Origin of the sequence: Variovorax paradoxus (assembly GCF_902712855.1) — a bacterium.
Lineage (GTDB): Bacteria > Pseudomonadota > Gammaproteobacteria > Burkholderiales > Burkholderiaceae_C > Variovorax > Variovorax paradoxus_Q.
In genome coordinates this window covers 5083311-5106179 of record NZ_LR743507.1, presented here as the reverse complement: position 1 = coordinate 5106179, position 22869 = coordinate 5083311, and the positions used below count along the sequence as shown (strand labels likewise).

27 protein-coding genes are annotated in these 22869 nt (G+C 67.3%); 19 read left to right on the top strand and 8 right to left on the bottom strand.

The annotated features are described in order from the left end of the window. Window positions 1–2 precede the first annotated feature (2 nt). Entirely contained in the window at window positions 3–956 is a 954-nt protein-coding gene (locus tag AACL56_RS24240) for a succinylglutamate desuccinylase/aspartoacylase domain-containing protein (protein ID WP_339092341.1), read from the top strand. 19 nt (window positions 957–975) lie between these two features. Here the strand turns inward: AACL56_RS24240 and kefC are convergent, their stop codons facing one another. Continuing rightward, window positions 976–2868: a glutathione-regulated potassium-efflux system protein KefC gene (kefC, locus tag AACL56_RS24235; RefSeq protein ID WP_339092340.1), complete on the bottom strand. Its 1893-nt coding sequence runs from the start codon at window positions 2866–2868 to the stop codon at window positions 976–978. Between the two features lie 2 nt (window positions 2869–2870). After that, window positions 2871–3596, bottom strand: a complete 726-nt coding sequence (locus AACL56_RS24230) for an NAD(P)H-dependent oxidoreductase (protein ID WP_339092339.1) — start codon at window positions 3594–3596, stop codon at window positions 2871–2873. 93 nt (window positions 3597–3689) lie between these two features. On the opposite strand from AACL56_RS24230, the gene AACL56_RS24225 reads away from it, so the two are divergent. After that, window positions 3690–4310, top strand: a complete 621-nt coding sequence (locus AACL56_RS24225; protein WP_339092338.1) for a ParA family protein — start codon at window positions 3690–3692, stop codon at window positions 4308–4310. A 78-nt stretch (window positions 4311–4388) separates the two neighbouring features. After that, window positions 4389–4859 (top strand): MaoC family dehydratase, encoded by a 471-nt coding sequence (locus AACL56_RS24220; protein WP_339092337.1) that lies wholly within the window; start codon window positions 4389–4391, stop codon window positions 4857–4859. Between the two features lie 38 nt (window positions 4860–4897). On the opposite strand, the gene AACL56_RS24215 is transcribed toward AACL56_RS24220, so the two are convergent. The 3 genes from AACL56_RS24215 to AACL56_RS24205 form a co-directional block, all read right to left on the bottom strand. Continuing rightward, entirely contained in the window at window positions 4898–5191 is a 294-nt protein-coding gene (locus tag AACL56_RS24215) for a DUF4148 domain-containing protein (protein WP_339092336.1), read from the bottom strand. Window positions 5192–5329: 138 nt separating this feature from the next. Then, window positions 5330–5791: a tRNA (uridine(34)/cytosine(34)/5-carboxymethylaminomethyluridine(34)-2'-O)-methyltransferase TrmL gene (gene trmL / locus AACL56_RS24210; RefSeq protein ID WP_339092335.1), complete on the bottom strand. Its 462-nt coding sequence runs from the start codon at window positions 5789–5791 to the stop codon at window positions 5330–5332. 31 nt (window positions 5792–5822) lie between these two features. Then, window positions 5823–6557 carry a ComF family protein gene (locus AACL56_RS24205; RefSeq protein WP_339092334.1) on the bottom strand — a complete coding sequence of 245 codons (735 nt, stop codon included), beginning with the start codon at window positions 6555–6557 and terminating at the stop codon, window positions 5823–5825. A 22-nt stretch (window positions 6558–6579) separates the two neighbouring features. Here AACL56_RS24205 and AACL56_RS24200 point away from each other — a divergent pair, with 22 nt between their 5' ends. From AACL56_RS24200 to AACL56_RS24165, 8 genes are all read left to right on the top strand, one after another. After that, the gene (locus AACL56_RS24200) at window positions 6580–7494 is read left to right on the top strand and encodes a methyltransferase domain-containing protein (protein WP_339092333.1); all 915 of its coding nucleotides are present in this window, start codon (window positions 6580–6582) and stop codon (window positions 7492–7494) included. Window positions 7495–7718: 224 nt separating this feature from the next. Next, window positions 7719–8195, top strand: a complete 477-nt coding sequence (locus AACL56_RS24195; RefSeq protein WP_339092332.1) for a DUF2244 domain-containing protein — start codon at window positions 7719–7721, stop codon at window positions 8193–8195. 62 nt (window positions 8196–8257) lie between these two features. Next, window positions 8258–9436 carry a cytochrome c oxidase subunit II gene (gene coxB, locus AACL56_RS24190; RefSeq protein WP_339092331.1) on the top strand — a complete coding sequence of 393 codons (1179 nt, stop codon included), beginning with the start codon at window positions 8258–8260 and terminating at the stop codon, window positions 9434–9436. 43 nt (window positions 9437–9479) lie between these two features. Then, the gene (ctaD, locus tag AACL56_RS24185) at window positions 9480–11120 is read left to right on the top strand and encodes a cytochrome c oxidase subunit I (RefSeq protein ID WP_339092330.1); all 1641 of its coding nucleotides are present in this window, start codon (window positions 9480–9482) and stop codon (window positions 11118–11120) included. Between the two features lie 23 nt (window positions 11121–11143). After that, complete coding sequence (locus AACL56_RS24180) at window positions 11144–11257, top strand: cytochrome oxidase small assembly protein (RefSeq protein ID WP_019656111.1); 114 nt, start codon at window positions 11144–11146, stop codon at window positions 11255–11257. A gap of 33 nt (window positions 11258–11290) precedes the next feature. Further along, window positions 11291–11917 carry a cytochrome c oxidase assembly protein gene (locus AACL56_RS24175; RefSeq protein ID WP_339092328.1) on the top strand — a complete coding sequence of 209 codons (627 nt, stop codon included), beginning with the start codon at window positions 11291–11293 and terminating at the stop codon, window positions 11915–11917. Beyond that, window positions 11914–12126 carry a DUF2970 domain-containing protein gene (locus AACL56_RS24170; RefSeq protein WP_339092327.1) on the top strand — a complete coding sequence of 71 codons (213 nt, stop codon included), beginning with the start codon at window positions 11914–11916 and terminating at the stop codon, window positions 12124–12126. Before AACL56_RS24175 ends, AACL56_RS24170 begins: the two co-directional genes overlap by 4 nt. Before the next feature lie 80 nt (window positions 12127–12206). Beyond that, the gene (locus AACL56_RS24165; RefSeq protein WP_339092326.1) at window positions 12207–13088 is read left to right on the top strand and encodes a cytochrome c oxidase subunit 3; all 882 of its coding nucleotides are present in this window, start codon (window positions 12207–12209) and stop codon (window positions 13086–13088) included. Window positions 13089–13162: 74 nt separating this feature from the next. On the opposite strand, the gene AACL56_RS24160 is transcribed toward AACL56_RS24165, so the two are convergent. Next, window positions 13163–13393 carry a twin transmembrane helix small protein gene (locus AACL56_RS24160; RefSeq protein WP_339092325.1) on the bottom strand — a complete coding sequence of 77 codons (231 nt, stop codon included), beginning with the start codon at window positions 13391–13393 and terminating at the stop codon, window positions 13163–13165. A gap of 27 nt (window positions 13394–13420) precedes the next feature. On the opposite strand from AACL56_RS24160, the gene AACL56_RS24155 reads away from it, so the two are divergent. Genes AACL56_RS24155 through AACL56_RS24130 form a run of 6 tightly spaced genes read left to right on the top strand, consistent with a single transcriptional unit; the run spans window position 13421 to window position 18593 of the window. Then, window positions 13421–14281, top strand: coding sequence for an SURF1 family protein (locus AACL56_RS24155; protein WP_339092324.1), 861 nt, complete (start codon window positions 13421–13423; stop codon window positions 14279–14281). Continuing rightward, window positions 14268–14948, top strand: coding sequence for a hypothetical protein (locus AACL56_RS24150; protein WP_339092323.1), 681 nt, complete (start codon window positions 14268–14270; stop codon window positions 14946–14948). Before AACL56_RS24155 ends, AACL56_RS24150 begins: the two co-directional genes overlap by 14 nt. Before the next feature lie 10 nt (window positions 14949–14958). Continuing rightward, window positions 14959–16185 carry a COX15/CtaA family protein gene (locus AACL56_RS24145; RefSeq protein ID WP_339092322.1) on the top strand — a complete coding sequence of 409 codons (1227 nt, stop codon included), beginning with the start codon at window positions 14959–14961 and terminating at the stop codon, window positions 16183–16185. A gap of 29 nt (window positions 16186–16214) precedes the next feature. Further along, on the top strand, window positions 16215–17120 hold the full coding sequence (gene cyoE / locus AACL56_RS24140; protein ID WP_339092321.1) for a heme o synthase: 906 nt from the start codon (window positions 16215–16217) through the stop codon (window positions 17118–17120). 10 nt (window positions 17121–17130) lie between these two features. After that, window positions 17131–17742 (top strand): SCO family protein, encoded by a 612-nt coding sequence (locus tag AACL56_RS24135; protein ID WP_339092320.1) that lies wholly within the window; start codon window positions 17131–17133, stop codon window positions 17740–17742. Between the two features lie 14 nt (window positions 17743–17756). After that, the gene (locus AACL56_RS24130) at window positions 17757–18593 is read left to right on the top strand and encodes a DNA alkylation repair protein (RefSeq protein WP_339092936.1); all 837 of its coding nucleotides are present in this window, start codon (window positions 17757–17759) and stop codon (window positions 18591–18593) included. Between the two features lie 46 nt (window positions 18594–18639). Here the strand turns inward: AACL56_RS24130 and rpoH are convergent, their stop codons facing one another. Next, window positions 18640–19581, bottom strand: coding sequence for an RNA polymerase sigma factor RpoH (gene rpoH / locus AACL56_RS24125; protein ID WP_339092319.1), 942 nt, complete (start codon window positions 19579–19581; stop codon window positions 18640–18642). A 98-nt stretch (window positions 19582–19679) separates the two neighbouring features. After that, entirely contained in the window at window positions 19680–20144 is a 465-nt protein-coding gene (locus AACL56_RS24120) for a DUF962 domain-containing protein (protein ID WP_339092318.1), read from the bottom strand. Window positions 20145–20329: 185 nt separating this feature from the next. Here AACL56_RS24120 and AACL56_RS24115 point away from each other — a divergent pair, with 185 nt between their 5' ends. After that, complete coding sequence (locus AACL56_RS24115) at window positions 20330–21046, top strand: response regulator transcription factor (protein WP_425337076.1); 717 nt, start codon at window positions 20330–20332, stop codon at window positions 21044–21046. 8 nt (window positions 21047–21054) lie between these two features. After that, window positions 21055–22848 (top strand): ATP-binding response regulator, encoded by a 1794-nt coding sequence (locus AACL56_RS24110; RefSeq protein ID WP_339092317.1) that lies wholly within the window; start codon window positions 21055–21057, stop codon window positions 22846–22848. Window positions 22849–22869 lie beyond the last annotated feature (21 nt).

Genomic DNA, 22869 nt, shown 5'->3' with positions numbered 1-22869 from the left:
CGATGAGCGACACCGCTTCCTTCGTCCCCGACACCGCGCCGCTGGAGGTGCTGCCGCGCGACATCTCGGGCTACCGCAAGGGCAACACCGGCATCGACTACGTGCATCGCTTCGCATCGGGCCGGCCCGGGCCGCACGTGCTGGTGAACGCGCTCACGCACGGCAACGAGATCTGCGGCATGGTCGCGGCCACGCACCTGCTGGACCATGGCGTGCGCCCGAAGATCGGCACGCTCACCGTGAGCTTCGCAAACGTCGAGGCCTACGAGGCCTTCGACATCGGGCGGCCTTACGAGAACCGCCAGCTCGTGCACAACCTCAACCGCATCTGGTCGACCGCCATGCTCGACGGCCCGGGGCAAAGCCCCGAGCTGCGCCGCGCGCGCGAGCTGCGGCCGGTGCTGGACGCGGCCGACCATGTGCTGGACATCCATTCGACGCGTGCGCCAGTGCAGCCCTTCTGGGTGTATCCGGAGTTCGATCGCAATGCCGCGCTGGCCTCGGCCGTCGGCCATCCGCTGGTGCACCTGGCGATGCCCGCGGGCGGCGCGCCGGGCACGGGCGTGACGGCCTACGGACGCCATGGCGAACCCGGCGCGGGCGGTGGCGCGGTGGTGGTGGAGTGCGGACAGCACTTCAGCCAGTCCGCCGCCGACCTGGCCACCGACGTGACCTTGCGCTTTCTGGCTCACCTGGGCCTGGTCGACGCGGTGCCGGGCGCGCCGGCACCGGCGCCCGCGCGGCGCTTCCGCCTGCTCGGGGTGCACATGGTGAAGACCGAGGGCTTCGCCTTCGTGCGCCCCGTGGTCGGGTTCGAGACCTTTCGCAAAGGCGAGCTGATCGCACTCGACGCGGGAGAGGAAATCCGCGCGCCCTGCGACGACTGCACCATCTTCATGCCCACGCGCGCGGCGGTGGTCGGCCGCGAGGGCGTGTACCTCACGGTCGCCATCTAGGCGCGGCGCGGGCCCGGGGTCAGGGCCGCTCGGGCGCCTGTTCCACCTGGCCGGACTGTCCGGTGCGCTCGGCCTGTTCCTCGTCTTCCAGCCGGTCCCAGTCGCGCCCCGAGCGGCGCTGGCGCTCCTCGCGCTCGCGCGCGATCTGCTCCTCGAACTGCTGGCGGCCTTCCTTGTTGGCCGCGATCAGCTTGGCGCGGTCCTTGTAGTGCGGATAGATCTCGTCGGTGAGCTTCAGGTTGCGCAGGCGAAAGCGCATGGCCGATTCGCGCGCCTCGTGCGCGGGCCAGTTCAGCGCCTCGAGCACCGAGCGCGCGCTGCGCAGCGACGATTCGAACACCTCGCGCTCGACCTCGGTCACGCCCCGGTCGCGCAGCTGGAACAGGTGCGTCACGTTGCGCGCCCGCGCGATGATGCGCGCCTGCGGAAAGTTCTCCTTCACGAGGTCGACGATGTCCAGCGACTGCTCGATGTCGTCCACCGCCACCACGATCGCCTTGGCCGTGCCGGCCCCCGCGGTGCGCAGCAGGTCGAGCCGCGTGGCGTCGCCGTAGAACACCCGGAAGCCGAACTGGCGCAGGCCCTCGACCGTGTCGGCATCGTGGTCGAGCACGGTCACGCGCAGGCCCTGCGACATCAGCATGCGGCCGACGATCTGTCCATAGCGGCCGAAGCCGCAGATGAGCACCTTGGCGTCCTGCTGCTCGGAGATTTCCTCGAGCTGCGGGCCGGTGTGCCGGCTGTAGCGCGGCAGCACGAACTTGTCGAGCAGCACCAGCAGCAGCGGCGACAGCAGCATCGACAGCGCCACGCCGCCGATCAGCAGCGAGGTGATCTCCGGTGGCAGCACGTCGGGGCCCGCGGCCTGGAACACCACGAACGCGAACTCGCCGCCCTGCGCCAGCAGCAGCGTGAACACGGGGCGCTCCTGGTAGGCGATGCCCATGGCCTTGGCCAGCGCGTAGATCACCACCAGCTTGACGGCCATGAAGCCGATCACCAGCGCAGCCATGATCCACGGGCTTGCGATGAGCACGCCGAAGTTGATCGACATGCCCACGGCAATGAAGAACAGGCCCAGCAGCAGGCCCTTGAAGGGCTCGATGTCGGTCTCGAGCTCGCGCCGGTACTCGCTCTCGGCCAGCAGCACGCCGGCCAGGAAGGCGCCCAGCGCCATCGACAGGCCCACCAGCTGCATCAGCGCGGCGATGGCCACCACCAGCAGCAGCGCGGCGGCGGTGAAGATCTCGGGCGTGTCGCTGCGCGCGATCCAGCGCAGGATGGGGCGCAGCAGCAGCCGGCCGCCCAGGATGATGCCGCCGATCACGCCGATGATCTTCGCCGCCTCCAGCGCGCGTTCCATCCCGGTGATGGCCTGCTCGGCGGCGGTGGCGCCCGCCAGCAGCGGCAGCAGCGCCAGGATCGGGATCGCGGCCACGTCCTGGAACAGCAGGATCGAGAAGCCGGCCTGGCCGCTGGGCGTCTTCAGCAGGTTGCGCTCGCCGAACACCTGCAGCGCGATGGCCGTGGACGACAGCGCCAGGCCCAGCGCGGCCACCAGCGACACGCGCCACTCGGCGCCGACGGCGCAACCGACGGCGAACAGCACGGCAGCACAACTCAGGACCTGCGCCGCGCCCCAGCCGAAGATCGGCCGGCGCAGGTTCCACAGCCGCTTGGGTTCGAGTTCGAGGCCCACGAGGAACAGCATCAGCACCACGCCGAACTCGGCGAAGTGCAGCACGTCCTCCACGCTGGACACGAGGCCCAGGCCCCAGGGGCCGATGGCGATGCCGGCCACGAGGTAGCCGATGATGGAGCCGAGGCCCAGGGCCTTCGACAGCGGCACCACCAGCACGGCGGCGCTCAGGTAGATCAGGCTGTTGGTCAGCCAGGCGGGTGCGTGCTCCATGCTCAGGCCACCTTGTCCGCGGTGGCGACCGACAGGCCGCGCGTCATGGCGGCGTGGAAGGCCTTGCCCACCGTCTTGCCGATGTCGTCGGGGTCCGCCGGCCGGTCGCTCTCGGGCACCGGGCAGGCCACGCAGGCTTCGATCTCGTCCATCTCGGGCCAGTCGGGGTAGCTGCCCAGGCGCTGGGCGAAGGTCTCGACGTGAGAGGCCACGTCGGCCTCGGAGGCGCTGCGCGCGCCGTGGAAGATCAGCGGTGGCAGGAAGCGCATGCCGCACAGCGCGGCGGTCTGCTCGTAGGGCGGCAGGAAGGCGTCAAAGAAGTAGCGGTGGTAGCCCTGCGGGTGGTAGCTCGATTCGGGGCTCCCGGTGGTCGCGGCGAGCCAGAGGTCCTTGCCCTGCAGCGCGGTGCCGCCGGGCCCGTAGGCCCAGCCGTAGGCGAGCACGTCGTCGAGCCAGAGTTTCTGCAGCGCGGGCATCGAATACCACTGGATCGGGTGCACCAGCACCACCAGGCTGGCCCGGCGCAGCCTTTCCTGCTCGGCCTCGACATCGATGGCGAAGTCGGGATAGCTGCCGTAGAGGTCGTTCACGTCGACGCCCGGCACGCCGCGCGCCGCGGCCAGCATCCGGCGGTTCACTCGGGAATCCCGCCAGTGCGGGTGCGCGGCGAGCACATAGACGCCGCGCCCCTCGACAACGGGAAATTCCGGGGATGTTGTTGTAGTCATCCCTTGAACATAGCGCAGTCGCGGCGGGTTTGCCCGGCAAAAGCGGGCCACCCACTACCATGGAGCCCGTTCCTGTTCTGGAGGAGATCGCTCATGCCGGTGGTTCTGGTCGCCAACCCGAAGGGTGGCGTTGGCAAATCGACGATCGCGACCAACGTCGCAGGCTACTTTGCGAGCCGCGGACACGCCGTCATGCTGGGCGACGTGGACCGCCAGCAGTCCTCGCGGCTCTGGCTGGGCCTTCGCCCGCCGCAGGCGCACCCCATCGCCACCTGGGAGGCCACGGGAGACAGCACCGTGGTGCGGCCGCCGCGCGGCACCACGCACGCGGTGCTCGACACGCCCGCCGGCCTGCACGGCTGGCGCTTCAAGGAGGTGCTGGCCCTGGCCGACCGCGTGATCGTGCCGCTGCAGCCGAGCATCTTCGACATCTACGCCACGCGCGACTTTCTCGACCGGCTGCTGGAAAACCGCCGTGCCGAGAAGACGAAGGTCGGGCTGGTCGGCATGCGGGTGAACGCACGCACGCTGGCGGCCGACCGGTTGCACGAGTTCATCGCGGGCCTCGGCGTGCCGGTGATCGGCGAATTGCGCGACACGCAGAACTACGTGCAGCTTGCCGCGCGCGGGCTCACGCTGTTCGACATCGCGCCGGGCCGCGTGCAGCGCGACCTGGAACAGTGGCAGCCGATCCGCGAATGGCTTGATGCCTGAGCGTCCGGCGCGCTCCCGGTTTTCCCTGAGCCCGGTTGTCGCGAGCCCGACAGCCGGCCCGACATCCCAGACGCCAGAATGCCCCGCATGACGAAAAAGACATTCCAGACCCTTCAGGATCTCGCCGACTGCGTCGGCCAGGAAGTCGCGGTGAGCGACTGGATCGCCATCACGCAGGCGCAGGTCAACCAGTTCGCCGAGGCGACGGGCGACCACCAGTGGATCCACGTCGATGTCGAGCGGGCCAAGGCCGGCCCCTTCGGCGCGCCGATCGCGCACGGCTTCCTGACGCTGTCGCTGCTGCCGCGCTTCTTCGAGGAATCGATCGAGGTGACGGAGTCGCGCATGGGCGTGAACTACGGCCTGAACCGGGTTCGCTTCATGTCGCCGGTGCCGGTAGGCCAGCGCCTGCGCGCCCGCATGAAGCTGCTGAGTTCGGAGCCGATCGCCAACGACGGCTTCCAGATGACCTGGGAAGTCACCATCGAACTCGAAGGCGCCGCCAAGCCGGCCTGCGTGGCCGAGTCGGTGGCACGCCGCTACCGCTGAGGCGGCGGCGCCCGCCTTCCTTCCTCCGCTTTCCCTTGCTACATCCGCCGGTCGGTCACCTCGCCGTAGGTGGCTGCGCCTTGACGGCTGATCGCCCGTGCGCTCGCGCGCACCGCATCGCGGTCGATGTTGCCGCTGGTCGGCCGTGCCACGCCGGTGCCGCCGTTGGAAATACGGTAGGGCTGCGCGGCCTGCGCCTGGACTTCGGCACGCGACAGCGTCGACTGGAAAGGCGCGGGCGGCAGCGGGTTCTGCTCGCCCTGGAAGGCGTGGGCGCCGCCGGCGAAGGCGAGCGTGGCGAAGGCTGCGAAGGCAATCGACCTGGTGTTCATGGCAAGGCTCCTTGAGATTGATGCGTCGGATGGACCGGGATGCCAGGCCGCTTGCAGCCTGCATGTTGTTCATACGGCGCGCCCCGCCGTTCGGATGCGGTCTTGCGGCGTCGGTGCGGATGACTTTGTGTCGAGGTGTCAGCTGAAGCCGTTCTGGCGCCAGGCCTCGAACACCGTGACGGCGACCGCGTTCGACAGGTTCAGGCTGCGCTGGCCTTCTCGCATCGGCAACCGCAGTCGCTGTGCTTCGGCGAAGCTGTCCCGGATCGCGGGCGGCAGGCCGCTGGTCTCCGAGCCGAACACCAGCCAGTCGCCTGGCTGGAAACGCACGTCGTGCACGGCGCGCGTGCCGCGCGTGGTCAATGCGAACATGCGCTCGGCCGCGGGCTGCTCGGCGGCAACGAGCGCTGGCCAGTCGGCATGGCGCTTGACCTCGGCGTATTCGTGGTAATCGAGCCCGGCGCGGCGAAGCAGGCGGTCGTCCATCGAAAAGCCCAGCGGCTCGACCAGGTGCAGCGTGCAGCCGGTGTTGGCCGCGAGGCGGATCACGTTGCCGGTGTTCGGCGGAATCTCGGGGTGGACCAGGACGATATGGAACATGCCCCGATTGTCGGCGGGCTGCGCGCGCGATTCAGCGCGGCGGCTCGGTGCGGGCCAGCACCACCGCCGTGATATGGGCCGCGCCCGCCAGCCTCAGCACGTCGGCCGCCGTGAAAAGCGAGGCACCGCTGGTCATGACGTCGTCGACCAGCACCACGCGACGGCCGCGCACGGCATCCGCACGCAGCGGTTCCAGCGCGAAGGCGCCCCGCAGGTTGCGCAGCCGCTCGGCGCGCGAAAGACCGCTCTGGGCGGGCGTGTCGCGGGTGCGCAGCAGCAGTGCCGGGTCGGTCCTTGCCGGTGCGAGCCGGCGCGCGATCTCATGGGCCTGGTTGAAGCCGCGCTCGCGCAGCCGTCCGGGCGCCAGCGGCATCGGCAGCACGATGTCGCACTGCTCCAGCGCCGGTTCGACCCAGGGCGTGCTGCGCAGCAGCGTCGCGAGCGGACCGGCCCAGCCGGCGTCACCGCGAAACTTGAAGCCGGCGATGCAGTCGGCCCACGGCCAGGCGTAGGGGAAGGCGGCGAAGCAGGCATCCAGCGGCGGCGGGTGCTTCACGCATTCGCCGCAGCGCTCCACGCCGTCCGGCACCGGCACCGCACAGCCGCCGCAGCGCGAGGCGGGCGGCGCAAAGCGCGCCACGCAGGCATCGCAGACCCGGCGCGACGGCCAGGCGCGGCAGACGGCGCACTGGCTGGGCAACCCGGCGAGCAGGGAAGTGAAGGGCTTGGAAGTTGATAAAGGCCACAGGGCCCGATGGCTCGGCATGTCTCAATATACTCACGGCCCCATGGCCACCGACCCCACAAGACGACCGCCGACCATCGATGCCACGGCGGCCGACCGCTGGCGCCGGCTCGCGCCTGACGACGGGTCGCCCTGGCTGCACGAGGAGATCGGTCGCCGCATGGAAGACCGGCTGCAATGGATCAAGGCGCAGCCCCGCACCTGGGCAGACTGGGCGCCGTTGCGCGGCGGCCTCGAGGCGCACGAACTTGTCGCCCGTCGCTACAAGGATGCCGCGGCCTTCGTGATCGAGCCTGAAGCCGCGCTCGCGGAAGCCACCGGCCAGGCCTTGAGCGCGCCGTGGTGGAGCGCGCGCCGCTGGCAGGGCGGCAAGGCGCGCTTCGACGCCCCGCCCGAAGATGGTGTCGACCTGCTCTGGGCCAACATGTCGTTGCACATGGCGGCCGATCCCGAAGCGTTGATCTCGCACTGGCACAAGCTGGTGGCGACCGACGGCTTCCTGATGTTCTCCTGCCTCGGCCCCGACACCGTGCGCGAGCTGCGCGCGCTCCATGCCCGCATGGGGTGGCCTGCCGCAGGGCACGAGTTCACCGACATGCACGACTGGGGCGACATGCTGGTGCATGCCGGCTTCGCCGAGCCCGTGATGGACATGGAGCGCATCGTGCTGACCTGGGCGACGCCCGAGGCGGCACTCGCCGAACTCCGCACGCTGGGGCGCAACCTGAATCCGGCGCGCTTCGCGGCGTTGCGCGGCAGGGGCTGGCACCGGTCGCTGAAGAAGGCGCTGCCCGAACTCGCGCCGGCCGAAGAGGGCGGTGGGCGCATCGCGTTGACCTTCGAGGTGATCTACGGCCATGCCTTCAAGCCGACGCCGCGCGTGTCGCTGGCGGCCGAAAGCGCGGTCTCGCTGCGCGAGATGCGCTCGATGCTGCAACGGGGTCGTCCGGGCGCCTGAGCACGTTCGATTCGCCGGATGAAAACGCCTGACGCACAGCGCGTTTTCTGCCTACTAGTAGTGACCCGTAGGGGTCCCACAGGGCACTCGGCCGCTGGTATCTACCCGCTACAATCCGCCGTTGCGTGAAACTCGCGGGTATGTTCCCGCGATCGAGGGGTGTCCAATCCTGTTTGTACGAGGGGTTTGGCGACCGTCGACGTACCGATTTGCTGAACTCGCCCGTGTCGAATTCCGTGTTTCGATTTGCCACTGTTTCAGGCCAGAACATCCACTGGTTCCTGAAGCGGAACTGCTCGGTGACGCCGAGCCAGCTGGGCTGGCTCTACGCCTCGCTGTGCGTGGTATCGCTCGGCACCGGCACCCTGTTCTGGCTTCACGGTGCGCCGCTGGTCCTGCCTTTTGCCTGGCTCGAACTGGCCGCTGTCGGATTCGCTTTCATGGTCTACGCGCGGCACGCGACCGATGGCGAAAGGATCGCGTTGCAGGAGGGGCGCCTTGTCGTCGAGCTCGAGAACGGCGGGCACTACGAGCGCACTGAATTTCTTCCGCACCAGGTGCGGATCGAACCGCAGGCCGGCGATCGCTCGCTGATCGAGGTCTCGGGGCAGGGTCGATCGGTCAGGGTGGGGCGCTATGTACGCCCGGAGTTGCGTGCCGCCCTGGCGCGCGAGATTCGCATGGCGTTACGCGGCGCCTGAGGGGGCTCGCGCAGTGCTGCACGGTGTTGGGTTTGTCGAAAAATTGAAGAAACGTGAACACGATGAAGAGCATTTGGCGCAATAAGTACAGGCCGGCGAATCTGTTGCTGGCGGCCGGCGCGGCTTTCAGCAGCGCGGCGCACGCAGTCAACGATCTGCCCGGCGGCCCTTCGGTGCGCCAGCTGAATCTTCCGGTCGGTGTGACCAAGATCGCGCAGGAGCAGCATCTGCTCCACACGATCATGATGATCCTGTGCACGGTCATCTTCGTCGCCGTGTTCGCGGTCATGTTCTATTCGATCTGGAAGCACCGCAAGTCGGTGGGCCACAAGGCCGCCAACTTCCATGAATCGGTGGTGGTTGAGGTCATCTGGACCATCGTGCCCTTCCTCATCGTGATCCTCATGGCGCTGCCCGCGACCAAGGTGCTCGTGGCCCAGAAGGACACCACCAATGCCGACCTCACCATCAAGACCACGGGCTACCAGTGGAAGTGGGGCTACGACTACCTCAACGGCGAAGGCGAGGGCCTGGCCTTCATCTCCACGCTCGACAGCTCGCAGCGCGCCATGTCCGACGCCGGCGCCAAGGGCGCGGTGCCCGACGACTACCTGCTCAAGGTCGACAACCCGCTGGTCGTGCCGGTGCAGAAGAAGATCCGCATCATCACCACCGCGAACGACGTGATCCACGCCTTCGCCGTGCCGCAGCTGGGCCTCAAGCAGGATGCCATTCCCGGCTTCGTGCGCGACACCTGGTTCCGTGCCGAGACGGTGGGCGACTACTACGGCCAGTGCCAGGAACTGTGCGGCAAGGAACACGCCTACATGCCGATCCACGTGAAGGTGCTCTCGGCCGCCGACTACACGACCTGGGTGGCCGCCAAGCGCAAGGAAGCCGCCGCCAAGCTCGACGACCCGAGCAAGGTCTGGACGCTGCCCGACATGCTGGTTCGCGGCGAGAAGGTCTACGCCGCCAACTGCGCCGCCTGCCACCAGGCCAACGGCAAGGGCGCCGGCCCGATCAAGGCGCTCGACGGCGATCCGAAGGTGCTCGACGCCGATCACAAGGTCCAGTTGATGGTGCTGCTCAACGGCCAGAACAACGGCGCGATGCCGTCGTGGAAGCAACTGAGCGATACCGATCTCGCGGCGGTGGCCACGTACACCAAGAACAGCTGGTCCAACAAGACCGGCCAACTGGTGCAGCCGGCCGAGGTGCTGGCCCTGCGCGGCAAGTGATCGGGCAGCGCCCCGCGACGAAGAAATTGCAAGGAACAACGACATGAGCGCAGTCCTCGACCCCCACGGTCACGCAGCCCACGGCGACCACGCACACGACGAGCATCACGACCACCACGCGCCCACCGGCTGGCGCCGCTGGGTGTTCGCCACCAACCACAAGGACATCGGCACGCTCTACCTGCTGTTCAGCTTCACGATGCTGATGGTGGGCGGCGTGCTTGCGCTGCTGATCCGCGCCGAGCTGTTCCAGCCCGGCCTGCAGCTGGTGAATCCCGAACTGTTCAACCAGTTCACGACCATGCACGGCCTCATCATGGTGTTCGGCGCCATCATGCCGGCCTTCGTGGGCTTCGCGAACTGGATGATCCCGCTGCAGGTGGGCGCGTCCGACATGGCCTTCGCGCGCATGAACAACTTCAGCTTCTGGCTGCTGATTCCCGCGGCGCTGATGCTGGTGGGTTCGTTCTTCATGCCCGGCGGCGCACCCGCTGCCGGCTGGACGCTGTACGCGCCGCTCACGCTGCAGATGGGTCCCTCGATGGACGCCGGCATCTTCGCGATGCACATCATGGGCGCCTCGTCGATCATGGGCTCGATCAACATCATCGTCACCATCCTCAACATGCGCGCCCCCGGCATGACGCTGATGAAGATGCCGATGTTCTGCTGGACCTGGCTCATCACCGCCTACCTGCTGATCGCCGTGATGCCCGTGCTCGCAGGCGCCATCACGATGACGCTGACCGACCGCCACTTCGGCACCAGCTTCTTCAATCCCGCCGGCGGCGGCGACCCGGTGATGTACCAGCACATCTTCTGGTTCTTCGGCCACCCCGAGGTCTACATCATGATCCTGCCGGCCTTCGGCATCATCAGCCAGGTGGTGCCGGCGTTCGCCCGCAAGCGCCTGTTCGGCTACGCCTCGATGGTGTACGCCACCTCGTCGATCGCCATCCTGTCGTTCATCGTGTGGGCGCACCACATGTTCACGACCGGCATGCCGCTGACGGGCCAGCTGTTCTTCATGTACGCCACGATGCTGATCGCGGTGCCCACTGCGGTGAAGATCTTCAACTGGATCGCCACCATGTGGCAGGGCTCGATGACCTTCGAGACACCCATGCTGTTTGCGGTCGGATTCATCTTCGTGTTCACGATGGGCGGCTTCACGGGCCTGATCCTGGCCGTCGCACCGATCGACACGCAGCTGCAGGACACCTATTACGTGGTGGCGCATTTCCACTACGTGCTGGTGGCCGGCTCGCTGTTCGCGATGTTCTCGGGCTTCTATTACTGGGTGCCCAAGTGGACCGGCGTCATGTACAACGAGACGCGCGGCAAGGTGCACTTCTGGTGGTCGCTGATCTCGTTCAACGTGACCTTCTTCCCGATGCACTTCCTGGGCCTGGCCGGCATGCCGCGCCGCTATGCCGACTACCCGATGCAGTTCGCCGACTTCAATGCCGTCGCGTCGGTCGGTGCGTTCTTCTTCGGCTTCGCCCAGCTCTACTTCTTCCTGTTCGTCGTGCTGCCCACCATGCGCGGCAAGGGCGAGAAGGCTGTGCAGAAGCCGTGGGAAGGCGCCGAGGGCCTCGAGTGGGAAGTGCCGTCGCCGGCTCCGTTCCATACCTTCGAGAACCCGCCCAAGCTCGACGCGACCGCCACCAAGGTGATCGGTTGAACGTCTTCGCCGGCTGACGCTCGATGACCCCCGAACAGAAAAGGAACAACCGCCGCATGGGGCTCACGCTGGCCTCGATCGCGGTGGTGTTCTTCATCGGCTTCATCGTCCGCATGGTCTGGTTCAGCGGCCGCTGAACCGCCACCCTCGCAACGAACGGGAGCAGCAGCATGAGCCTCGGTCAACGCATCCGGCGCGCCAATGTCCGCATGGTCGGCAAGCTGGCCGTCGTGGCCTGCGGCATGTTCGCCTTCGGCTATGCACTGGTGCCGATGTACCGCGCGATCTGCGAGATGACCGGCATCAACATCCTCGCGCTCTCCGAGCTCGAGGTGCCCGGCGGTGCGAGCGGAGGCAAGAATGTGCGCGTGCCCGACAACACGCAGGTCGACATGACCCGCACCATCACCGTCGAGTTCGACTCCAACGTGCGTGGCGGCCTGTGGGACTTCAAGCCGGCGGAGCGGACCATCCAGGTGCACCCGGGCCAGCTCAACACGGTGATGTACGAGTTCCAGAACGTGCAGAACCGCCGCATGGCTGCACAGGCCATCCCGAGCTACGCGCCGCAGCAGGCCGCGCCGTACTTCAACAAGCTCGAGTGCTTCTGCTTCAACCAGTACACCCTCGATCCGGGCGAGAAGAAGCAGTGGCCGGTCGCGTTCGTGATCGATCCCAAGATTTCCAAGGACGTGAAGACCATCACGCTCTCGTACACCTTCTTCGAGGTGGGGGGCAAGACACCCGCGGCACCCGTGGCCGCCGTTTCGGGCACTGCCGATGAGCCGCGCTCGTGAACGGTTCGCCGAACCGGCCGAAGGCTTCGCTGTGGGACACGGTGAAGGCGGTGGCGTGGTCGTTCTTCGGCGTGCGCAAGAACAGCGCCTACCAAGAAGACCTGGGCAAGCTGAATCCGCTGCACATCATCGCGGTGGCGTTCGTGGCCGTGATCGTCTTCGTGGTCGGGCTGGTTCTCCTGGTGCGCCATGTGGCAGCATCGGCCTGACGAGGCAGTAGGCAGCAGTAAGCAATCCACGACAAGCAGAATTCACTGAATCGAAAGAAGAAAGAATGCCAGGAGCTGATATGAGTTCAACCACCCACGGCACCACGCCCTATTACTTCGTGCCCGGACCGTCGGCCTATCCGGTCTCGGCCGCGATCGGCCTGTTCTTCGTCATCCTGGGCGCCGCGCAGTGGATCAATGGCCATCAATGGGGCGCATGGTCCTTGCTGGTGGGCATGGTGATCTGGCTCGGCACGCTTTTCGTGTGGTTCCGCGCCGCCATCGGCGAGAGCGAAAGCGGCCAGTACGGCCACAAGATCGACCTCTCGTTCCGCTGGAGCATGAGCTGGTTCATCTTCTCGGAAGTGATGTTCTTCGGCGCGTTCTTCACTGCGCTGTGGTGGGCCCGCACCCATGCACTGCCCACGCTCGGCAGCCTCGACAACGCGATCCTCTGGCCCGACTTCAAGGCCGTCTGGCCCAGCGTCGCGGCGGGCGTCACGGGTTCGCCGGCCGGCATCGTCGAGCCGTTCCAGACGGTCGGACCGTTCTGGCTGCCGACCATCAACACCGCGCTGCTGCTGAGCTCCGGCGTGACGCTCACCATCGCCCACCATGCACTGCGCGCGGGCCATCGTGCGCAGACGATCCGCTTCATGTGGCTCACCGTGCTGCTGGGCGTGATCTTCCTGGGCGTGCAAGGCTACGAGTACCACCACCTCTACACTGAACTGAACCTCAAGCTCAGCTCCGGCACCTACGGTTCGACCTTCTTCATGCTGACCGGCTTCCACGGCCTGCATGTGTTCATCGGCATGCTCATGCTGCTGTTCATCACGCTGCGGCTGCGCAAGGGCCATTTCACGCCGGAGCGCCACTTCGGCTTCGAGGGCGCGGCCTGGTATTGGCACTTCGTCGACGTGGTCTGGCTCGGCCTCTATCTGCTGGTTTACTGGCTTTGAGCGAACCCCACGGCATTCCACAAAAAAGGCGCCGGAAGGCGCCTTTTTCATGGTTCTCGTGGAACGAGCACCATCTACTTGCCGAGCGGGAGCCCGGTTGGCTGGATGTACCCGAGTTTCCAGGCGAGCAGCATGCAGAGGAACAAAAACACCGAGAGGCCGATCCGAACGGTGAGGGCGCGCGCCATGCCGCCGCTCTTGGCGCGCCCGTTGCGCCCGTCCTTCAGCATGAAGTACAGGGCAAACGCGAGGCTCGCGAAGATGCCCACGAACACCAGGGCGACGAAGTATTTCATGACCCGCATTATCGGCCGCCGGCCTCGCCCACTCCAGTGATTCCCGAACCCCTGTACCCCGAAGAACGCCGCCGTCCGGGCCGCTTCTGGGTGATCACCCTTGCTGCCGTGCTGACGGTGGCCGGCACCGTATCGCTTGGCCGCTGGCAGCTTTCGCGCGCTGCGCAAAAAGAGGCGCTGCAGGCCAGCATCGACGCCGAAAAGCTCAAGCCGCCGCTGACGCAGGCCGAGTTCCTCGCGCTGGGCAAGGCCTCCGACGCCATGCATCGCCCGGTGCGCCTGCGCGGACTCTGGCTCACGCCTCAAACCGTGTACCTCGACAATCGCCAGATGCACGGCACGCCCGGCTTCTACGTGCTGACGCCGTTCGCGCTCGAGGGTACCGAGCAGACGGTGATGGTGCAGCGCGGCTGGATACAACGGAACTTCGTCGACCGCACGCAACTGGGCGCGGTCGAGACGCCCGCGGGCATCGTGGAGGTCACTGCGCTGATCGAGCCGCCGCCGAGTCACCTGCTTGAACTGGGCAGCGCCGCGACCGCGCCGGCACAGGCTGCTTCCGCGGCCGCGCCTCCGGCACCAGCCGCCTCCGCGCCGACGGGGCCGACACCGGCCGTCGAAGGGTATTCGCCCATCCGGCAAAATCTCGACCTGGAGGCCTTCCGCGCCGAGACCAAGCTGCCGCTGCGCACGGACGTGTCGCTGCAGCAGAACGGCGCGGCCTCCGAGGGCCTGCAGCGCGATTGGCCGGCCCCAGCGCTCGGGCTGGAGAGGCACTACGGTTACGCATTCCAGTGGTTTGGCCTGTCGGCCCTCGTCGTCATCCTCTATGTCTGGTTCCAATTCATCACACCCTTCCGCCGCGCGAGGCGCCGCGCACGCGATGGCCGCTTCTGACGAGCCGGTGGGCCTGACGGTGCATTCGATGCCGTCGCCCAACCAGGCGCTCGACGGCGCGGAGGGCCGACGCACGGTCGTCGGTCGCTGGAAGATGATCGCCGTGATGCTGATGTGCGCGGCGCCGGTCATTGCCTCTTACTTCACCTACTACGTGATCCGGCCCGAGGGCCGCAGCGTCTATGGCGAGTTGATCGATCCGCAGCGCGAGCTGCCGAAGCTGACCGCGACCGACCGCAATGGCGCGCCGGTCGACATCGCCACGCTGAAGGGCCAATGGCTGCTGGTCGCGGTGGCTGACGCGGCCTGCGACGCGCTGTGCGAGCAGCAGCTGTACCTTCAGCGCCAGCTGCGCGAAAGTCTGGGCCGCGAGAAGGATCGCATGGACCGCGTCTGGCTCGTGAGCGACGCCGCGCCCGTTCCCGAGCGCCTGAACAACGGCCTGCACGGAGCGACCGTGCTGCGCGTGCCGGCCGACCAACTGGCCAGGTGGCTCGCGCCCGTGCAGGGCCACACGCTGGCGGAGCACCTGTACGTGGTCGACCCGATGGGCAACTGGATGATGCGCTTCCCTGCGCGCATGGACGCCGCCGGCGCCAGCCGCGCCAAGCGCGACCTCGATCGACTGCTGCGCGCTTCGGCGTCGTGGGACGAGCCGGGCCGCTGAGACCGACCGCATGGACGCATCGAGCTCGCTCTACGATCTGACGCCCATCGCCTGGCTCATGGCCGCAGGTGTGCTGATCGCGCTCGGCCCGCTGGTGTGGGTGTGGCGCCGCAATGCGGGCGCTGGCCCGGCGCGGCGGCTGCACGCGCTGACCGTGCTTACGCTTTTCCTCACCTTCGACCTGACGCTGTTCGGCGCCTTCACGCGCCTCACCGATTCGGGCCTTGGCTGCCCCGACTGGCCCGGCTGCTACGGCAACGCCAGCCCGGCTGGGGCACGCCATGAGATCGCGATGGCGCAAGCGGCCCAGCCGACCGGGCCGGTGACGCACAGCAAGGCGTGGGTCGAGATGGTCCACCGCTACCTGGCGACGGGCGTCGGCGTGCTGATCCTCACGCTCGCCGGTGCCACCTGGATCGTTCGACGCCGCCAGCGTCGCGCGCCGCCGCCTTCGAACAATGGCGAGCACCACGCCACGCTGAGTGCCTGGTGGCCAGCGGCCACACTGGTGTGGGTGTGCCTGCAGGGCGCATTCGGCGCCCTCACGGTCACCTGGAAGCTCTTTCCCGCGATCGTCACGCTTCACCTGCTCGGCGCCATCGTGCTGCTCGCGCTGCTGTGTATCCAGGCCGTTCACTATCGCCAGGCCGCCGCAGATCGCCTCCCGACGCCCGTGTCGCCCGCGTTGCGCAACGGCCTCATCGCGACCACCGTGCTGCTGGTGCTGCAGATCGCGCTGGGCGGCTGGGTCAGCACAAACTACGCGGTGCTGGCGTGCACCCAGTTCCCGACCTGCCAGGACAGCTGGTGGCCCGCGATGAACTTCGCGCAGGGCTTCGAGATCTGGCGCCACCTCGGCGTGACCGGCGAAGGCCAGCCGCTCGATTTTTCCGCCCTCACTGCCATTCACTACACGCACCGGCTCATGGCCTACGCGGTGTTCGTAGCTCTCGGCGCGCTGGCATGGCGCCTGCGCCGCATCGAAGCGCTGCGCCCGCAAGCCCGCTGGCTCGCGGGCCTGGCGCTGCTGCAGCTGGCCACGGGCCTGGGCAACGTGCTGCTGGGCTGGCCGCTGGCCGCTGCGGTGCTCCACACCGGCGGTGCTGCAGCGCTGGCCGTGGTGCTCACCTGGTCTCTCTGCGAGAGCCGCCGCGGCATGGCGGTACGACACGCGGTGCATGCCGATCCCGATCCTGCCGGCCACGACAACAACAATCCACGAAAGGCCGCTGCGTGAGCCGCAATGCGCAGCGCGAAGGTTTCTCAATGAGCACCCCGATTTCCGTTCAGCAAGGCAGCACCGCGAACGTGCTGCGCCAGTTCTACGCGCTGACCAAGCCGCGTGTGGTGCAGCTGATCGTGTTCTGCGCGCTCATCGGCATGGTGCTGGCCGTGCCCGGCCTGCCTTCGTGGGCCGACGTGCAGCGCGCCGTGCTGGCCTGCATCGGCATCTGGCTCGTGGCGGGCGCGGCGGCGGCGTTCAACTGCCTGGTCGAGAAGGGCATCGACGCCAAGATGAAGCGTACCGCCTGGCGGCCCACGGCGCGCGGCGAGCTCAGCGACCTGCAGGCGTTGCTGTTCTCGGCCCTGCTGTGCGCCATCGGGTCGGCACTGCTGTGGTTCACTGTCAACCCGCTCACCATGTGGCTCACCTTTGCCACCTTCGTGGGCTATGCGGTGATCTACACGGTCATCCTCAAGCCGCTCACGCCGCAGAACATCGTGATCGGCGGGGCCTCGGGTGCCATGCCGCCGGTGCTGGGCTGGGCCGCGATGACGGGCGACGTGGGCCCCGAGGCGCTGATTCTTTTCCTCATCATCTTCCTGTGGACCCCGCCGCACTTCTGGGCGCTGGCGCTGTACCGCGTGGAGGACTACCGCAAGGCCGGCCTGCCGATGCTGCCGGTGACGCACGGCAACGAGTTCACGCGACTGCAGGTGCTGCTCTACACCTTCATTCTTTTCGCGGCCTGCCTGATGCCGTTCATCTACGGCATGAGCGGCTGGCTGTATCTGGCGGTGGCGGTGGCGGTGAGCGTCGGCTTCACCGGCTATGCGTTCGCCCTGTGGCGCAGCTACTCGGACACGCTGGCCCGCAAGACCTTCCGTTTTTCGTTGATCCACCTCAGCGTGCTTTTTCTCGCGCTGCTGGTCGATCACTACCTTCACTGATCACGTCTTCATGAACAAGCGCAACGCTCTTCGATGGATGGCCGCGGGTGCCGGCTGGCTGGGCATGACCGCGACGCTGGGCCTCGCGGGCTGCGGCGAAAGCAAGCAGAACTTCAATGCCGTCGACATCACCGGTGCCGACTATGCCAAGGACTTCTCGCTGAAGGATGCCGATGGCAAGGTCCGCACCATGGCCGACTTCAAGGGCAAGGCGGTGGTGCTGTTCTTCGGCTACGCACAGTGCCCCGACGTCTGCCCGACCACCATGACGGAGATGGCGCAGGTCAAGCAGCAGCTCGGAAAGGACGGCGACAGGCTGCAGGTGCTGTTCATCACGGTCGATCCGGCGCGCGACACGGCCGAGGTACTGAAGGCCTACATGGGTGCGTTCGACCCGAGCTTCGTCGCGCTGATCCCGACAGCGGACGAACTGGCCACCGTCGCCAAGGACTACAAGGTCTACTACAAGAAGGTCGATGGCAAGACGCCCACGAGTTACTCGATGGACCACTCGGCGGCCAGCTACGTCTACGACACGCAGGGCCGGCTGCGGCTCTATGCGCGCTACGGCGCGGGCGTGGCGCCGATGGTGGCGGACCTGAAGACGCTGCTCGCTTCCTGAGGCGCGGGCACGTGATGGATGCAGTGGTGATGGTCGCCGGCTCGGTCGAGCACCTGAAAGGGCGCAAGGGCGCCTTCCGTGTCGCACTGATTCCGCCGGAGGTGATGCAGGCCCTCAACGACGGACTGCTCGAGACCGTGAACCTCAACGAGTTCCTGGCGCTGGAACTGCCTCGGCTGGCGCGCAGCGTGGCGGGGCACATCGGCCTCGATGCCCAGAGCGAACGGCTCGCCGACACGCTGGCGATGCTCGCCGCGTTCAAGCCGATGCAACGCCACGGCCACATTGCACGTGCGCTCTACGACCTGACCGCGCTGCACGGCGAGCGCGATGCGGTGGCCCACAAGCTGGCCACGCACGCGAGCGATGTTGCGCGTTGCTGGGCGGCGCAGTGGGTCACGCTGTCGGGGCTGCCGTTGCCCGCGCAACTCGAAGCGGTGCGGCGCTTTGCCGCCGATCCGCATTTCGGCGTGCGCGAGATCGCATGGATGGCAGTGCGCGATGCGGTGATCGCGTCGCTCGAGCGGGCCCTGGCGCTGCTTCGGCCGTGGGTGGTCGATGCCGACCCGAACATCCGCCGCTTCGCCAGCGAACTCACTCGCCCGCGCGGCGTGTGGTGCGCGCAGATCGAGGCGCTCAAGAACGAGCCGTGGCGCGCGTTGCCGCTGCTCGAGCCGCTGCGCGCCGACCCCAGCCGCTACGTCCAGAACTCGGTGGCCAACTGGCTCAACGACGCCAGCAAGACACGCCCCGAATGGGTCGACACGCTGTGTGGCCGGTGGCTGGCCGAATCGGACGCGCCCGAGACCCGGTACATCGTGAAGCGCGCGCTGCGCACGCTGTCCAAATGAAAAAGCCCGGCATTGCCGGGCTTCCTGCTTTCGGGTCGACGAAGGGTTACGCGTAGTCGGCCAGGGCCTTCTTCATCTTCTTCATGGCGGCGACCTCGATCTGGCGAATGCGCTCGGCGCTTACGCCGTACACGTCGGCCAGGTCGTGCAGCGTCATGCCGCCCGAACCGTCGTCGTTCACCTTGAGCCAGCGCTCTTCCACGATGCGACGGCTGCGGTCGTCAAGCGCTTCGAGCGCGGTGGCGATGCCATCGCTCGACAGGCGGTCGCGTTGCTGCGATTCGAGCAGCGCGGTCGGCTCCTGCGTGGCGTCGGCCAGGTAGGCGATGGGGCCGAAGGCCTCGTCGCCGTCGTCGGTCGGGCCCGGATCGAGCATGACATCACCGCCCGACAGGCGGGTTTCCATCTCGAGCACTTCCTCGGGCTTGACGTTGAGCCGGGTCGCCATCTGTGACACCTCGTCGGGGCTCAACGTTTCGCGGTGCGTGCCGTTGTCGGCCGCGGCCGAGTCGGCCTTGAAGCCCTGCTTCATCGAGCGCAGGTTGAAGAACAGCTTGCGCTGAGCCTTGGTCGTCGCGACCTTGACCATGCGCCAGTTCTTCAGGATGTACTCGTGAATCTCGGCCTTGATCCAATGCATCGCATAGCTCACGAGCCGCACGCCCTGGTCCGGGTCGAAGCGTTTCACAGCCTTCATGAGACCGACGTTGCCTTCCTGGATCAGGTCGCCGTGCGGCAGCCCGTAGCCCAGGTACTGGCGGGAAATGGAAACCACGAGGCGCAGGTGCGACAGCACCAGCGCGCCGGCGGATTCGAGGTCGTTGTGGTCGCGCAGCTTGCGTGCGAAGCCCTGCTCTTCTTCGAGCGTGAGCATCGGCAGGCGGTTGGCGACCGAAATGTAGGCATCCAGGTTGCCCAGCGGGGGAACCATCGACCATGGATTGGCGACGGCCAGCTGGTTGGCAGAGACTCCAGACAGCGTTGTCATCAGGGGAAACTCCTTTGTGTTGGCCATATTAGCACTCGGTTAGAAGGAGTGCTAAGCCCGGGGTTCCCTTGAAATCCTATCGCCTGGATAGCCGAAAGCTACCAGCGTATGCCAAGTCTTAGGAAGAGCTTGGACAGCACGAACAGCGGGCCGACCCACAGGTACTGAATGTCTTCGAAAAAGGAAGGCTTCTTGCCCTCGACCTTGTGGCCCACGAACTGGAAGATCCAGGCCATTACAAAGATAGCGGCTGAAACCGGCAATACAAGTCTGCCCATTGCATGCACCAAAGCCAGGGCCAAGGCTGTCAGCAGCACCATGGTCAGCAGGAAGACGGGCGAGCGCAGCAGCGCGTAATAGATCAGGCTGGCAGCCACGAACCCGTAGGCAACCCATGGGTGGATGGCGAACAGCAGCCCTACGATGCTCAGCATGATGGCCGGGATGGCCACGAAGTGAATCAGCTCGTTGGTCGGATTGCGGTGGCTCTCCTCGTAATGGGCGAGCAGGCGGTCGACCTTGCGGCTGCTGGTTTCCAGCGGGGCAGCGGCGGTGTGGGCCATTCGAAGTCTCCTGAGGTGCCGTTCGATGCGGCGATGCTTTCATGGTGCCCACAGAAAAGCGCGATGGCAAGGGTGCATTCCATGTGAAATTGCTATCAATAAACTAGCAATAAGCACTACAACCACCGCGCATCCCATGACTTTCAGCACTGTCAAAAAATGTGACCGCCGCTAAGATCGTGCACGTGGTACCTACAGACACCCCAGCCACCTCCCTGCGGACGACCGAAGAGGCCGGCGCCGCTCCCCGCGCCCCCACGGCGATCCTGGTCGTCGACGACCACGACCTGCTGCGCCTCGGTGTCTGCGCGCTGGTGCAGGCGCAGGCCACGTCCTCCGGCGCGACCATCGACGTGTTCGAGGCCGGCAATGTCGCCGATGCCCTGGCGCTGTACGAAACCCACCAGGCGGCGATCGGGCTGGTGCTGCTCGACCTGGCGCTGCCCGACACGCACGGCCTGAGCGGCCTGGCAGAGTTCCGGCTGCGGTTTCCCGGTGCGCGCATCGTGGTGCTCTCGGGCACCGGCAACAATGCGCTGGCGCAGGGGGTGCTCGCGCTGGGCGCGGCCGCCTTCCTGCCGAAATCGGCCGACCTGAAGGAAGTGGTGAGCTTCATCCGCGCTTGCGGCCTGCTCGATCCTGCTGCCGGTGCGGCCGAGTTGCCGCCCCCGCCCGTGTCCAAGTCGCTCGCCGGCTATGCCGAGTTCGCCCATGCCAGCGCCTGGCAGGAACTCACGCCGCGCCAGATGCAGGTGCTCCAGTGGGTGCTCGAGGGCAAGGCCAACAAGGAAATCGCGCAGCTCGCGAACCTGAGCGAAGGCACGGTGAAGAACCACGTATCGACCATCCTGCTGCTGTTCGGCATGCGTTCGCGCGCCCAGTTGATCAGCATGCTGCACTGATCCAGCGCGTGCCAGCCGCGGCGCCGAGCGATCCCCCAGCCGACCACGACCTTGCGCAGCGGGTGCTGCGCGAGAACATCGCGTCGGTCTACAGCACCTACATCGCCTCCACGCTGACCCACATGGTCTTCGTGATCGTGTTCGGCGCCATCATCTATTCGCAGCTGAAGGACCCGAGCCTGCTGTTCTGGCTGGGCGCACTGCTCACGGCCGACATCTACGTGCTGTTCACGCCGCGCTGGACGCCCGATCGGCCGGCGCGCGAAAGCGCCTACTGGGCGCGCAAGATCTCGCGCATGGTGACGCTCGTGAGCATGGTCACGGCCGTGGTGCCCTGGCTCATCGTGCCGCACAACAACCTGCCGATGACCTCGCTGCTGATGACCGTGATCGTCGGCAGCTGCGCGCGGGCGGCGCAGTCGCTCTGGCCGCTGAAGCCCGCGCTGTTCGGCTACACCATGCCGATGTCGCTGGGCATGATCACCGCGCTGGCCTGGCAGGGCGACGGGCTTCACCTGTTCCTGGCGGCCGCCGGTGCGGCCTATCTGCTCCTCACGCTGCACGCCGGCACGGGCCAGCACAAGCTGCTGACAGAGTCGCTCAAGCTGCGTTTCGAGAACGAGGCGCTGGCCGTGCGGCTCGGCGAGCAGATCGCCGCCACCGAGCGCGCCAGCGAGGAAAAGACCCGCTTCCTTGGTACGGCCAGCCACGACCTGCGACAGCCGCTGCACGCGATCGCGCTGTTCGGTGCGGCGCTCGAGAACGAGTTGCGCCATCGCCCCGAGGGGCGCAACGCCGAGCGGCTGATGCGGGCGGTGAATGCGCTGGGCGCCTCGCTGGACACCATGCTCGACGTCTCGCGCCTCGACGCAGGCGTGATCACGTCCGCGCCGCAGCCGGTGCAGCTCGATGCGCTGTTCCTGCCGCTCAACCACACCTTCTCCGCGCGCGCCGAGCAGAAGCAGTTGCAGCTGCGCGTGCGCGCCAGCGGTCTGTGGGTCCACAGCGACCCGCAACTGCTGCACCGCATGCTGTCCAACCTGATGGACAACGCGCTGAAGTACACGGCGCGCGGCGGCGTGACCGTCGCCGCCCGCGCGCGCGGCGACGCGGTATGGATCGAGGTGCGCGACAGCGGCATCGGCATCGCCCCGGAGCAGTCGGGCCGCATCTTCGAGGAGTTCTACCAGGTCAACAACCCAGGCCGCGACCGCTCGCGAGGGCTCGGCATCGGGCTGTCGATCGTGCAGCGTCTGTCGCGCCTGCTCGGCCATCCGGTCCGGATGCATTCGCGCCCCGGCCGTGGCACTTTCTTCCGCGTGGTGGTTCCGGCTGTCGGAACACCGGATGGCAGGCTGTCGGCCGTGCCGAGTGTGGCGGACGCGCCCGCCGGCTTCCGCCAGCCACCCACAGCGCTTCCCGGGCGCGTGCTGCTGCTCGACGACGAACAGGAGATCCGCGAAGCCATGACCGGCCTGCTGCGCTCTCATGCTGTCGACGCCCATGCCGTCGACAGCGAGGAAGCCGCCGCCGCGGCGCTGCGCCGGGCCGCTGCCGAGGGGCGGCCCTTCGACCTGTTGCTGTGCGACTACCGCCTGGCCGACGGCGCCGACGGGCTCGACGCGGGCCTGCGGCTGAGCCAGGGCGACGAAACCGGCGCCGCCACGCCACTTCTGCTCATCACCGGCGAGACCTCGCCCGAGCGGCTGCAGCGCGTGCGAGAGTCGTGCGTGCCCGTGCTGTTCAAGCCGGTGGCCGCGGAATCGTTGCTGCGCGCCATGACCGAGGCGGGCGCCAGATGATGTCCTGCCCTTCAGGAATTT